General features: G+C 68.0%; 11 protein-coding genes. 4 read left to right on the top strand and 7 right to left on the bottom strand.

The window, feature by feature from the left end; translation table 11 throughout:
• Positions 1–102 precede the first annotated feature (102 nt).
• Positions 103–1,134, top strand: coding sequence for a 4-hydroxy-3-methylbut-2-enyl diphosphate reductase (locus JW030_RS10595; RefSeq protein WP_188046327.1), 1,032 nt, complete (start codon positions 103–105; stop codon positions 1,132–1,134).
• A gap of 33 nt (positions 1,135–1,167) precedes the next feature.
• On the opposite strand, the gene JW030_RS10590 is transcribed toward JW030_RS10595, so the two are convergent.
• The 5 genes from JW030_RS10590 to fbaA all read right to left on the bottom strand — a co-directional run bounded on the left by JW030_RS10590 (position 1,168) and on the right by fbaA (position 7,239).
• Complete coding sequence (locus JW030_RS10590; protein ID WP_188046279.1) at positions 1,168–2,295, bottom strand: sorbosone dehydrogenase family protein; 1,128 nt, start codon at positions 2,293–2,295, stop codon at positions 1,168–1,170.
• A 66-nt stretch (positions 2,296–2,361) separates the two neighbouring features.
• Positions 2,362–3,876 (bottom strand): aspartate aminotransferase family protein, encoded by a 1,515-nt coding sequence (locus JW030_RS10585; protein WP_188046280.1) that lies wholly within the window; start codon positions 3,874–3,876, stop codon positions 2,362–2,364.
• Entirely contained in the window at positions 3,873–5,276 is a 1,404-nt protein-coding gene (locus JW030_RS10580; protein WP_188046281.1) for an MFS transporter, read from the bottom strand. Before JW030_RS10580 ends, JW030_RS10585 begins: the two co-directional genes overlap by 4 nt.
• Positions 5,277–5,363: 87 nt before the next feature.
• Positions 5,364–6,209, bottom strand: coding sequence for a DUF6264 family protein (locus JW030_RS10575; RefSeq protein WP_188046282.1), 846 nt, complete (start codon positions 6,207–6,209; stop codon positions 5,364–5,366).
• Position 6,210: 1 nt separating this feature from the next.
• On the bottom strand, positions 6,211–7,239 hold the full coding sequence (gene fbaA / locus JW030_RS10570) for a class II fructose-bisphosphate aldolase (RefSeq protein WP_188046283.1): 1,029 nt from the start codon (positions 7,237–7,239) through the stop codon (positions 6,211–6,213).
• A gap of 174 nt (positions 7,240–7,413) precedes the next feature.
• Here fbaA and glpX point away from each other — a divergent pair, with 174 nt between their 5' ends.
• Complete coding sequence (gene glpX, locus JW030_RS10565; protein WP_241095423.1) at positions 7,414–8,397, top strand: class II fructose-bisphosphatase; 984 nt, start codon at positions 7,414–7,416, stop codon at positions 8,395–8,397.
• An 84-nt stretch (positions 8,398–8,481) separates the two neighbouring features.
• Here glpX and JW030_RS10560 read toward each other — a convergent pair whose 3' ends face one another.
• Positions 8,482–9,849 carry a DNA recombination protein RmuC gene (locus JW030_RS10560; protein ID WP_188046284.1) on the bottom strand — a complete coding sequence of 456 codons (1,368 nt, stop codon included), beginning with the start codon at positions 9,847–9,849 and terminating at the stop codon, positions 8,482–8,484.
• Between the two features lie 98 nt (positions 9,850–9,947).
• Entirely contained in the window at positions 9,948–10,532 is a 585-nt protein-coding gene (locus JW030_RS10555) for a 3'-5' exonuclease (protein ID WP_188046285.1), read from the bottom strand.
• A gap of 122 nt (positions 10,533–10,654) precedes the next feature.
• Between JW030_RS10555 and JW030_RS10550 the strand changes: the two genes are divergently transcribed.
• Positions 10,655–11,080 (top strand): DUF1761 domain-containing protein, encoded by a 426-nt coding sequence (locus JW030_RS10550; RefSeq protein WP_188046286.1) that lies wholly within the window; start codon positions 10,655–10,657, stop codon positions 11,078–11,080.
• 11 nt (positions 11,081–11,091) lie between these two features.
• Entirely contained in the window at positions 11,092–12,165 is a 1,074-nt protein-coding gene (ychF, locus tag JW030_RS10545; RefSeq protein ID WP_188046287.1) for a redox-regulated ATPase YchF, read from the top strand.
• The last annotated feature ends 134 nt before the right edge of the window (positions 12,166–12,299 follow it).

Genomic DNA, 12,299 nt, shown 5'->3' with positions numbered 1-12,299 from the left:
CTATCGAGCCAGGGGACAGTCAGGAGTGGCCCGTAGACTGGGCGCATGGCCAATTCTTCTGTGGATCAGCGCACGATTGGCGCCCCCGTCGTGAGTCTCTCAATGCCCCGCATGCGCCGTCAGGCCGGGCGGCTGCGCGACGAACCGGTCGAGGGCGAAAAGCTCGTGCTCCTCGCCGCTCCACGCGGGTATTGCGCTGGCGTGGACCGCGCCGTCGTCGCGGTCGAGAAGGCGCTTGAGCGCTATGGCGCCCCGGTGTATGTGCGCAAGCAGATTGTGCACAACGTGCACGTCGTGCGCACCCTCGAAACGATGGGCGCGATTTTCGTAGAAGAGGTTGACGAGGTGCCCACTGGCGCCCACGTCGTGTTCTCGGCCCACGGAGTGTCGCCCGCAGTCGTGCAGGAGGCCGAGGATCGCGGCCTGCAGGCGATCGATGCGACCTGCCCGCTCGTCACGAAGGTGCACCGCGAGGCCGTGCGCTTCGCGAAGCAGGACATGGAGATCTTGCTGATCGGTCACACAGGCCACGAAGAGGTCGAGGGCACCGCGGGCGAGGCCCCGGACCACATCACGATCGTGAACTCGCCCGACGATGTCGCTGGCCTTGAGGTCAAGGACCCGGAGAAGCTGGTCTGGCTCTCGCAGACGACCCTGAGCGTCGACGAAACCATGGAGACGGTGCGCCGTCTGCGCGAGAAGTTCCCGAAGCTGCAGGATCCGCCCAGCGACGACATTTGCTACGCCACCCAGAACCGTCAGGTCGCGATCAAGAAGATCGCCCCGCAGGCCGATCTCGTGCTCGTCGTCGGCTCGCAGAACTCGTCCAACTCGGTGCGCCTCGCGGAGGTCGCGCTCGAGTACGGCGCGAAGGCCGCCCACCTGGTCGACTACGCGCACGAGGTCAAGCAGGAGTGGCTCGCGGGCGTTCGCACCGTCGGCGTCTCGAGCGGCGCCTCGGTGCCCGAGGTGCTCGTGCAGGATCTGCTCGACGACCTCGCCGACGCCGGCTATGGCATGGTGCGCGCCGTCGTCACGGCGGAGGAGGACCTCGTGTTCTCGCTGCCGAAGGAGCTGCGCCAGGACAGCCAGGGTGTGCGCGACGAGCGCGCGCTTGGCGGGCGTCGCCGCTAGCGTTTCGTGTGCCAGCAGGATCCTGCTGGCAAGCTATTCGAGCCCGACGCTCATGATCAGGTCGTCCTCGGGGCCGGGAGTGCGCTGCCCGTCGGTGTTGTTCGTGACGAACCAGAGTGCTCCGTCGGGCGCTTCGGTCACGGCCCGGATCCTGCCGTACTCGCCCGCGTAATAGTCGGTCGACGTGCCGGGGTCTGCGACGGGAACCGAGCGGAGCACTGCGCCGCGGAGGTTCGCGATGAAGAGCGTTCCGCCGATGCGCGTCATGCCGCTGGGGCTCGCCGCGCTCGGCGCCCACTGCTGCACGGGGTCGGTGAAGCCGCTCTGCCCAGCGGCGCCCTCGACCGTCGGCCAGCCATAGTTGCTGCCCGGGGCGATGACGTTCAGCTCGTCCCACGTGTTCTGCCCAAACTCGGTCGCGAACATCGTGCCGTCGGCGGTCCAGGCGAGGCCCTGCGGGTTGCGGTGCCCGAAGCTGTAGACGAGGCTGCCCGGGAACGGGTTGTCTGCCGGCGCCGCGCCGTCGGGTGTCATCCGCAGGATCTTGCCCGCGAGCGACTCGAGGTCCTGCGCGAGGTTCGACTGGCTCGCGTCGCCGACCGTGGCGTAGAGCATGCCGTCCGGTCCGAAGGCCAGGCGGCCGCCGTTGTGGGTGCGCGCCGAGGGCAGCTGGCTGATGAGGGTCGTGGCCTCGCCGAGGGCGTACGCCCCGGGTGCCCCGGTGACGGCGAAGCGTTGAATGCGGTTCCCGTCGGCCCCGGTCGAGTACACATATAGGCGGCCCTGCTCGTCGATCGCGAGGCCGAGCAGGCCGCCCTCCCCGCCGTGCTGCACGCCCGGCACGATGCCAAGTTCGCGGGCGCTGCCGTCGGCCAAAAGCTCGAGGATGCGCCCGCTATCGCGCTCGCTGATGAGCGCGGTCTCGTTGAGGAACACCACCGACCAGGGCGCGTCTAGGCCCGAGGTGACGGCCTGCGGGGTTCCGACCGGCGCGACCGGCGCCGTGCTTTCCGCTGGCGGCGTGGTTGTGGGTGCCGGGGCGGGCGCAGGTTCGGCGGACGCCGTCGGGGCGGGCGCCTCGGCGGGCTGGGTGCAGGCTGCGAGCAGTATGCCCGTGCCCAGCGCGGTGGCCACGAGGAGGGGGACCCGGCGTCGACTCATGGAGTTCATCCAATCGGTGAATCCCCCCAATGTACGGCGCATACCCTGGCGAATGCAGAGAGCTTTCTAGGTGCTGCTTGGCTCGGACAGCCGGGCGATCACCTCGATCAACAGCGTCTCTGCCACGGGTGCTGGCAGCGCCTCGATGAGCGCCATGAGCGTCGACATTTCTTGGGGAAGGGCGTCGCCGCCCCCGCCGACGCCGACGACGCGCAGCATCGCCCAGGCGGCGCCGGGCGAGAGCCGTGCGCCCTCACGCATGAGTCCGAAGGCGCGAAGCCCCGCGAGCGCGACGCGCGGGTTGGCTCGCGGCACCCCGCGCACGTCGTCCGCTGCCTGCCGCATGGCTGGAAGGAAGGCAGGGAGCACCGATTCGGTCACCGGCGTAATGGTCAGGTGGGTGCTGTGCGGCACGCGCGTGCCGCTCGGCTGATCGATTCCGGGCTGCAGCTGCACCCGAAACCCGAGCGCGCTGATGCGGTCGGCGAAGCGGTGCGGATCGACCTGCTGGGCTGCGGGCACGGACTCGTCCGCCACGACCGCGAGCAGCGGCCCCGTCGGGTCACCCAGCACGGTGAGGCCCGGGATCGCGTCGACCTCGCGCCGGATCGCCGCCGTCGCGCGCACGCAGCGCCCGGTGAGCTCGGCGTAGCCGCTCGAGCCGAGCCGGGTCACGATCGCCCAGGCGGCGGCGAGGCCGGTCGCCGAGCGCGAGCCGAGCATCGTCGCGTTGACCACCGGGTAGCCGGGCCAGCGGGCGGTCGCGAAGAACTGCTTGCGCTGGCGGGCGCGGCCACGCTGCAACAGCACGGAGGCGCCCTTGGGGGCGTAGCCAAACTTGTGCAGGTCGGCCGAGATACTCGTGACGCCGGGATTGCGGAGGTCCCACTTCGGGAGGCCCGGCCACCACGGCAGGGCGAAGCCCCCGATGCAGGCGTCGACGTGGCAGGAGATGCCGCGCGCACCGGCTTCGCGCGCGACCTCCGCGATCGGGTCGAGGGCCGCCGTCGGGTAGGACGGCGCCGAGACCACGACGAGCGCGACGTCCTCGTCGAGCCGGTGGATGATGTCGGCGGCCGACACCGACCCGTCGCGCGCGACCGGGACCAGGTCGAGGTCGAGCTCGAAGTAGTGCGCGGCCTTCTGGAACGCGGCGTGCGCGGTGAGCGGGGCGACGAGGCGAGGCCGCAGGTTCGCGCGGGCCTCCGGGTCCTCGGCCCGCCACAGGTCGCGCGCGGTCTTCACCGCGAGCAGGCAGCTCTCGGTGCCGCCCGAGGTGATGGACCCGACCACCCCGCGGCCGCCGTGCAGCATGCGCTTGGCGAAGGCGATGAGGTCGCGTTCCATCGCGGGCACTGACGGGAACGCGGTCGGGTCGAGGCCGTTGACGGTGCGGACGAGGCCGGCAGCATCGCCCGCCAGCTCGTCGAGCTCAGCGAGCCCGGAGTCGTACACATACGAGAGCAGGGTGCCGCCGTGCGTCGGGGCATCGTGTTCGCGAAGCCTGGCGAGCCGCCGAAGTACCTCCGGGGCACTTGGCCCGCTGCCGAGGGCTTCGTGAGGGGTGTGATCGTGACTCATGCTGCCGCCTCCGGCTCAAGGTCGGCCTTGCGCAAGCGGTAACGGCCGAAGACGAGGATGCTGATGCCCATCAGAATGGCGGGCACGATGCTGAACGCGATGCCGATGCCCGCGACGGCCGAGGCGGGCTGTTCGATCGAGACGCCGGCGGTGCTCTCGAGGTACCCCGTCAGCGTGAGCACGATGGTGAGTACGGTCGCACCAAACGCCATGCCGGTAGTCTCGCCCGCCGTCCACACGCCGCCGAACGCGCCAGCTCGACCGTCGCCGCGTCGACTCGCGTCGTGCCGAATCACGTCGGGCAGCATCGCCATCGGCAGCGACTGCATGCCGGCGTACGCGGCGCCGGCAAGGGCGACCGGGGCCAGGATCCACCAGCCTGGCAGCCACAGCATCGCCGTCAGGGCGAGGGCCGCGACGGCGAACATTGCGCTGGCGATCACGAACGCGCGCTCCTTACCGATCGCGCCCGACAGCTTCGCCCAGAGCGGGGCGACGAGCAGGGCCGGCGCGATCAAGGCGAGGAACAGCGGCGTGACGCCTCCCTCGTCGCGCAGCACCCAGGTGGCGACGTACTGCGCGCCGGCCAACATGATGCCGGTGGCGAGACCCTGCAGCATGAAGGTCAAGAGCAGCGCACGGAAGGGCTGGCTTGCACGCAGCGTGGTGACGCCGTCGCGGTAGAACGCGGCGAGCGTGGTGCGTGTGGGGAGCGTCGCCGCGTGCAGTCCGCGCGGTGCGGTGCTGCTGCCGATGAGCAAGCCAACGGCAAGCACGAGCCCGGCGATCACCGCCATGACGAGGTAGCCCAGGTTCGGATTGTCGGGGAAGAGCCCGCGCAGCTCGGGGCCGCCCGCGCCGAAGAGCAGGATCGCGAGCGTGAGCACGACCACGCGCCAGGTCAGCAGTCGGGTGCGGTCGTCGTAGCCGTGGGCGATCTCAGCCGGGAGCGCGATGTAGGGCACCTGGAACAGACTGAAGGCGGTCGCTGCGGCCAGGAACGCGACGAACACCCAGAGGGCCGACAGCCCGGGGGTCAAACCGGGGACGACCGCGAAGGTGAGCGCGAACGCGACGGGCAGGGTCACCGCCCCGATGAGCATGGAGCGGCGCCGGGTACCGGTGCGCGCGAGGGCGCGGTCGCTCAGGCCGCCGATGACGGGGTCGATGAGGACGTCCCACACCTTGGCGAGCGTCACGATGAGGCCGGCGAGGGCCGCGGTCACCCCGAGCGTGTCGGTCAAGTAGTAGACGAGGACGAGGCCGGGGAGCGTCGCAAAGCCGCCCGTGCCGAGCGAGCCCGCGGCGTAGCGGGCGATCGTTCCGCGCGCGAGCGGCGCGGGGCCGCCCGTCGTGCGAGGCGGGGTGGCGGGGGAGGGAGGTGTCGACGCTGAGACCATGGCTGCATGCTATCGCCCTGCGCCGACACGCAGAACGCCCTCCCCGGTCGGGAAGGGCGTTCTGGCGACTCGTGTGAAGCGTGGAGGCTACATGCCGCGTCCCTGAAGCGAATCGAGCAGGAGCTGCATGCGCTCGGGCGTCATCTCGGTGGAAAACTCTGGGATCTGACTCATCGCGACGGTGAGGATGATGAACATCGCGATGAACGCCACGACGCCGCCGATGAGGGGAATAAAGAACGCGAGCTTGCGCCGGCGCATCCGCTGCACCGAAAGGATGAGGGTGATCGCGTACAGCCCGAGCGTCACCAGGGTGCCGACCGTGCCGATGGTCGTAATCGATGCCGGAGCGACCCAGTCGGGCAGCTCGATCAGTTCCGCAATGGTCGCGAGCTGCTGCGGCAGCATCATGAAGGAGCTGGCAAGGTTGAGCGCGCCAAACGCGCCTGCCGCGAGCAAGAGGATCGTGACGACGCGATCGCCGACGCGGCTCTTCGCCGGGGCGGCCGCAGGGCCTCCCGGTGCCGGGACGGGTGCCTGCATTGCGGGGACGCCTGCGGCGGGCGCCTCGAAGTGCTGCGGCGAGCCCGACCGCTGTTGCCCGACGCCCAGGTTATGCGGCACTCCGGTGAGCGACGGCGACGTCGCGGGCTTCGCGGCCCCGTTCGCTTGCGGGGCGGCGCCGGGGACGATCGCCCCGTACTGCGGCGCGGGAACCTCTGCGGGCGCGGCCGCAGCGCCGGCGTTCGCAGGATCCTGCCCAGGAGTCACCGTCTTTGCCTCGCTCGGCGGCTCCCAGGTCCACCCCTCGGGGGCGTACTCGCCGAACGCGGGGCGCGGGCGTTCCGTGGGTGTGGGGGTGTTGACTTCGGCTTCAGCAGCCGGCGTCGCGTTGGTGGGCTGCGGGTCGGCAGGATCCTGCGGGGACGTCATGTTACGCGCTCACCGACTTACCGGCAGAGCCGAGCTGGGCGGCGGCCTCGCCGACGCGGGCTCCCATCGCGGACTCGGCCTTCTTGCCCCACGCGCGCGGGTCGTACTGCTTCTTGTTGCCGACCTCGCCGTCGATCTTGAGTAGGCCCTCGTAGCCCGTCAGGATCGAGTCGACGACCGAACGCGTGAACGCGTACTGGGTGTCGGTGTCGATGTTCATCTTGATAACGCCGTTCGCGACCGCCTCGGCGATCTCGGCGGGGCTTGAGCCGGAGCCGCCGTGGAAGACCAGATCGAGGGGCTTCGGTCCCGTGCCGTAGCGGGCCGCGAGGCCGTCCTGAATCTCCTTGAGCAGTGCGGGGCGCAGCTGCACGTTGCCCGGCTTATAGACGCCGTGCACGTTGCCGAAGGTCAGCGCGGTGAGGTAGCGGCCCTGTTCGCCGAGGCCGAGCGCCTCGACGGTCGCGATCGCGTCCTCGAGGGTCGTATAGAGCTGGTCGTTGATCTCCTGCTCGACGCCGTCCTCTTCGCCGCCGACGACCCCGATCTCGACCTCGAGGATCGTGTTGATGGCGTGCAGGCGGGGAAGGAGCTCCTTCGCGATGCGGAGGTTCTCGTCGAGCGGCACGGCCGAGCCGTCCCACATGTGCGACTGGAAGTACGGCAGGCCGCCGTTTCGCACGCGCTCCTCGCTCGCTGCGACCAACGGCAGGAGGAAGTTGTCGAGGTTCTCCTTGGGGCAGTGATCCGTGTGCAGTGCGACGGTCACGGGGTACGCCTTGGCGACCTCTTCCGCGAAGAGGGCGAACGCGATCGCGCCGCCCGCGCGGTTCTTGACGGTGTGCCCGGCGAAGTAGTCTGCGCCGCCGGTGGACACCTGCACGATGCCGTCCGAGCCCGCCTCAGTCAGGCCCTGCAGTGCTGCGTGCAGCGTCTGTGAGCTCGAGACATTGATCGCCGGGAAAGCGAATGCGCCGGCCTTCGCAGTGTCGAGCATTGCGGCGTACTGTTCCGGGGTGGCGACGGGCATCGCAGCTCCTTCGTGTTCAGAGACGGGTCGGCCCACCAGTCTACTGAGTTCGCGATAGGCTGGGGTGGGAAACGCTGGGCGAGGAATTGGCCCAGATCCGGACTCGCGGGACCAGCCTGCGCACCGGTTACATTCCGCGCGAAATGCGGCGCGGAGCAAAGGAGACACCCCCATATGAACGACGGCCACTCGCTTCGTACCTGGCAGCCTGATCGGAACCTCGCGATGGAGCTCGTCCGCGCGACCGAGGCCGCAGCGATTCGTGCGACTCCGTTCGTGGGTCACGGCGACAAGAACGCTGCCGACGGCGCGGCCGTCGACGCGATGCGTCGTTTCCTCTCGACCGTCAGCATGAACGGCACCGTCGTCATTGGCGAGGGCGAGAAGGACGACGCCCCCTGGCTGTACAACGGCGAGAAGGTCGGCAACGGCGAGGGCGCCGAGTGCGACGTCGCGGTTGATCCGATTGACGGCACGTCGCTGACTGCTGCTGGCCGCCCCGGCGCGATTTCGGTCATCGCGGTCGCCGATCGCGGCAGCATGTACGACCCCTCGGCCGTCTTCTACATGGACAAGCTGGTCTGCGGGCCCGACGGCATCGGCATCGTCGACATTCGCAAGCCCATCGGCGAGAACATCCGCGCGCTCGCGAAGGCCAAGGGCGTCGACACGTCCGAGATCCGCGTCGCCGTGCTCGATCGCCCCCGCCACGAGCTGCTGATCGCCGAGATCCGCGAGGCCGGCGCCGGCACGCGCCTGCTGCTCGACGGCGACGTCGCTGGTGGCGTCAACGCTGCCCGCTTCGACTCGAGCATTGACCTCTGCGTTGGCATCGGGGGCACCCCCGAGGGCATCATCACTGCGTGCGCAGTGAAGGCGCTCGGCGGCGTCATCCAGGGCCGCCTCATGCCGCGCGACGACGACGAGCGCCAGAAGGCGATCGACGCCGGTCACGACCTCAGCCGTGTGCTCGAGGCGAACGACCTCGTCGCGAGCGACAACACCTACTTCGTGGCCTCGGGCATCACCTCGGCGGACTTCGTCGACGGCGTGCGCCGCCGCGGCCCGTTCGTCCGCACCGAGAGCATCGTCATGCGCTCGCACTCGGGCACCATCCGCCACGTCATCAGCGACTCGCTGGCGGACCGCTGGGCGTAACCGCTCACCGCAAACAGGGCCGCGCCGGGGGAAACCCTGGCGCGGCCCTGTTTGCGTTTTGGCGGGTATGACTTTCCGCCCGAACTACTCCGCTTCGAGCTCGTCAAAGATATCTTCGAGCTCGAGCTGTTCGCCGCCGAGCTCAAGGGTCTCGACCGAGCGCAGCCGGCGCTCGACCGCGCGAGTGCGCGTCTTGCCCTGCTGCACCGTGTTCTGCACGGTCTGCAGCTGCTTTTCCAGCTTGTCCCAGACCTGGCCGTACTTCTGGAACTCCTGCTTCGCGGCGCTCAGTACCTGCCAGACCTCCGAGCTGCGCTGCTCGATCGCGAGGGTACGGAACCCCATCTGCAGACTGTTCAGCAGCGACATGAGCGTCGTCGGCCCCGTGACGATCACACGGATCTCGTTCTGCAGTTTGCTCGTGAGGCCCGGCCGGCGAATTACTTCGGCGAAGAGGCCTTCGGTCGGCAGGTACATGATCGCGAAGTCGGTGCTGTGCGGCGGGTCGATGTATTTCTCGGCGATGACTTTCGCCTGGGTGAGGATGACGCGCTCGACCACCCTGCTCGCCGCTTCGGCCGCGTCCTTGTCACCGGATTCCTGCGCCTCGAGCAGCCGCTCGTAGTCCTCCTGCGGGAACTTCGAGTCAATCGGCAGGTACACGGGCCGCTCGCCCTCGCTTCGCCCGGGCAGCTTCACCGCGAACTCGACGCTGTCGCGCGAGCCCGGCGTGATGAACACGTTCTGCTCGTACTGATCGGGTGTGAGCACGTCCTCGAGTTGGCGGGCGAGCTGCACCTCGCCCCAGCTGCCGCGGCTCTTTACGTTCGTGAGCACGCGCTTCAGCCCGCCGACGTCGGACGCGAGCGTCTGCATCTCGCCGAGACCCTTCTGGACTTGTTCGAGCCGGTCGCTGACGAGCTTGAACGACTCACCCAAGCGCTTCTCAAGCGTCCCCTGCAACTTCTCGTCGACGGTTTCGCGCATCTTCTCGAGCTTCGCCTCGTTTCCCACGCGCATGCTCTCGAGCTTCTCGTCGACGGTGAGGCGCAACTGTTCGAGCTTGGTCTCGTTCCCGAGGCGCAACTCTTCAAAACGAGTCTCGACGGTCGTCTTCAGCTCGTTCTGCGCGAGCAGCGATGTCTGGGAGGACTGGTGCAGCTTCTCGTTGACGCCGGTGAGCGAACGGTCGAGCAGGTCGCGCAGTTGCGCCTGGGCCGTCGTCTGCCCATGATGCTCGCGCGCGAGCGCCTGACCGAGTTCGGTGCGCTGCAGCGCGAGATCCTGCCGGACGGTGTCGCCCACCAGCCGCAGGTCACCTCGCAGCTGCGCTGAGGGATCCTGCCCCGTCGCCCCCGCGCCCGACCGCCCGGTGCGCAGGATCACCGCGACCAACACGGCAATCAACAGCAGCAAATTCGCCACGAGTAAGACGATGATCATCGCGTCCATGCATGCACCCATTTCCAGTAGAGCTCCTGAAAACGACGCTACTGGAAACCTCCGACATCGCCGGGCCCACCGGCCCCACCGGCCCCATCACGGCCGGCCTACAGCTTGAGTGGTTGCGCCTTCAACTGGTTGATCTTGACGCCGGTGGCCTTCGCCAGCGCGGCGATCCCGTCAGCATCGAAGCGCCTTGCCGAATCGACGATGATCGCGGCGCACGCCTCGGCATCCGCGAGGGCATCGTGGTGCGGGAAGTCTCGAAAGCCCGCGGCCGCCGCGGCAAGCGGGAGCTTGTATGACTCGAGCTCGTACGTCTTCCGCGCGACCTGTACGCTGCAGAAGTACCGCATGCGCGGCGTCGGCTGCACGGTCGCGGCGCACGCGCCCCGGATCACGCCCATGTCGAACCCGGCGTTGTGCGCGACCACGATGTCCGAGCCCACAAAGTCGCGAAGGGCAGGCAACTGCTGTTCCCAGGACTGCGCGTGGGCGACCTGATCGGGGGTGATGCCGTGGATCTTGACGTTCCAATACAGGAACTCGCCGTGCGCTGCGGGCGGGCGGATCAGCCAGTCGGCCCGCTCGACCACGACGCCGTCGCGCACGCGAACCAGGCCTACCGCGCAGGCGGAGGCGCTATGGCTGTTCGCGGTCTCAAAATCGATCGCGGTGAAGTCAACTGGCACTCATTGATCCTGGCACAGACCGCTGACACCGGCCGGTGAGCTCACGCCGTATCGCGATGTCGTCGGCCGGGAGTAATGTGTGCCTTCACAGCGATCCCGTTCAGCGAACACAAGGAGCCACCATGATTCCCGCAATCAACTTCTTCGCCGTCATCGCCGCGACGCTTTCCACGATGCTCGTTGGGTCGATCTGGTACACCCCGAAGGTGTTTGGCACCTACTGGATGCGCGTCGCGAAGGTCACCCCGGGGGAGGGCAAGAGCGCGGTCGGCCCGATCCTGGTCACCCTGGTGGTGAGCTTCATTTCCGCCTGGGTGCTGGCCGGTGCGATCTACCTCTCGTTCAACTTCTATGGGGGCAGCTTCCTGGTGAACGCGCTCCTGACTGGTTTGATCCTGTGGGCCGGTCTCACGGCCGCCCGCTTCATTACGCATGACGCATTTGAGGGCCGACCAGTCGGCCTGACGGTGCTGAATTGCGCCCACGAACTCGTCACGATTCTCGTGATGAGCCTCATCCTGGGTGTGTGGCCGCCCGCGCTCGCCTAGACTGGCTTCTCGTGGCTCTTACTCTTGGAATCGTCGGTCTCCCGAATGTCGGCAAGTCGACCCTGTTCAACGCGCTGACGCGCAACCAGGTGCTCGCCGCGAACTACCCGTTCGCGACGATCGAACCGAACGTCGGGGTCGTGAACCTTCCCGACAAGCGGCTGAACAAGCTGGCCGAGATCTTCGGATCCGAGCGGATCTTGCCGGCTCCCGTGTCGTTCGTCGACATCGCCGGCATCGTGCGTGGCGCGAGCGAGGGCGAGGGTCTGGGCAACAAGTTCCTCGCGACTATTCGCGAAGCCGACGCCATCGTTCAGGTCGTCCGCGGCTTCAGCGATCCCGACGTGATCCACGTCGACGGTGGCGTGAACCCCGCCAGCGACATGGAGACCATTAACACCGAGCTGATCCTCGCCGATCTGCAGACGGTCGAGAAGGCTATCCCGCGCCTCGAGAAGGAAATCAAGGGGAAGAAGCAGGATCCCGCCGTCCTCGCGGCCGCCATCGAGGCCCGCGATGTGCTCAACGCTGGCACGCCGCTGTCGCTCTCGAAGGTCGACATGGAGCCGATCCGCGAGCTGGGCCTGCTGACCGCGAAGCCGTTCCTCTACGTGTTCAACGTCGACGAGGGCATCTTGGGCGACGCGGCGAAGCTCGAGGAGCTCGCGAAGCTCGTCGCCCCCGCGAAGGCGATCTTCCTGGACGCAAAGCTCGAGAGCGAGCTCATTGAGCTCGACGAAGAGGACGCTGCAGAGATGCTCGCCTCGATCGGCCAGGAGGAGAGCGGGCTCGACCAGCTCGCCCGCATCGGCTTCCAGACCCTCGGCCTCCAGACTTACCTCACGGCTGGTCCGAAGGAGTCGCGTGCTTGGACGATCCCCGTCGGCGCAAAGGCGCCGCAGGCCGCCGGCGTTATCCACACCGACTTCGAAAAGGGCTTCATTAAGGCCGAGGTCATCTCCTTCGATGACCTGGTCGAGACCGGCTCGATCGCCGAGGCTCGCGCTCAGGGCAAGGCCCGCATGGAGGGCAAGGAATACGTCATGCAGGACGGCGACGTCGTGGAGTTCCGCTTCAACGTGTAGGTATACATAATCTCGCGCATGTTGATTGCTAATTGCGGCTCAACATGTTTTTTTGAGGCATGTTTTTGGTCGGGTCCGGTGCTGACTGATTTTCATCGGTCGGCACAATTAGATTCAGTTCAGATCTTGAGAAG

The sequence above is a fragment of the Leucobacter sp. CX169 genome, from assembly GCF_017161405.1.
Classification (GTDB): domain Bacteria; phylum Actinomycetota; class Actinomycetes; order Actinomycetales; family Microbacteriaceae; genus Cx-87.
This window is presented reverse-complemented; position numbering and strand designations above follow the sequence as displayed.

What these genes read in the sequence shown, in the direction of transcription:
- JW030_RS10590 (WP_188046279.1), bottom strand. Translation starts at nt 2,295, where the DNA reads ATGAGTCGACGCCGGGTCCCCCTCCTCGTGGCCACCGCGCTGGGCACG.
- JW030_RS10560 (WP_188046284.1), bottom strand. Translation starts at nt 9,849, where the DNA reads ATGGACGCGATGATCATCGTCTTACTCGTGGCGAATTTGCTGCTGTTG.
- JW030_RS10550 (WP_188046286.1), top strand. Translation starts at nt 10,655, where the DNA reads ATGATTCCCGCAATCAACTTCTTCGCCGTCATCGCCGCGACGCTTTCC.
- JW030_RS10580 (WP_188046281.1), bottom strand. Translation starts at nt 5,276, where the DNA reads ATGGTCTCAGCGTCGACACCTCCCTCCCCCGCCACCCCGCCTCGCACG.
- JW030_RS10585 (WP_188046280.1), bottom strand. Translation starts at nt 3,876, where the DNA reads ATGAGTCACGATCACACCCCTCACGAAGCCCTCGGCAGCGGGCCAAGT.
- fbaA (WP_188046283.1), bottom strand. Translation starts at nt 7,239, where the DNA reads ATGCCCGTCGCCACCCCGGAACAGTACGCCGCAATGCTCGACACTGCG.
- JW030_RS10595 (WP_188046327.1), top strand. Translation starts at nt 103, where the DNA reads ATGCCCCGCATGCGCCGTCAGGCCGGGCGGCTGCGCGACGAACCGGTC.
- glpX (WP_241095423.1), top strand. Translation starts at nt 7,414, where the DNA reads ATGAACGACGGCCACTCGCTTCGTACCTGGCAGCCTGATCGGAACCTC.
- JW030_RS10575 (WP_188046282.1), bottom strand. Translation starts at nt 6,209, where the DNA reads ATGACGTCCCCGCAGGATCCTGCCGACCCGCAGCCCACCAACGCGACG.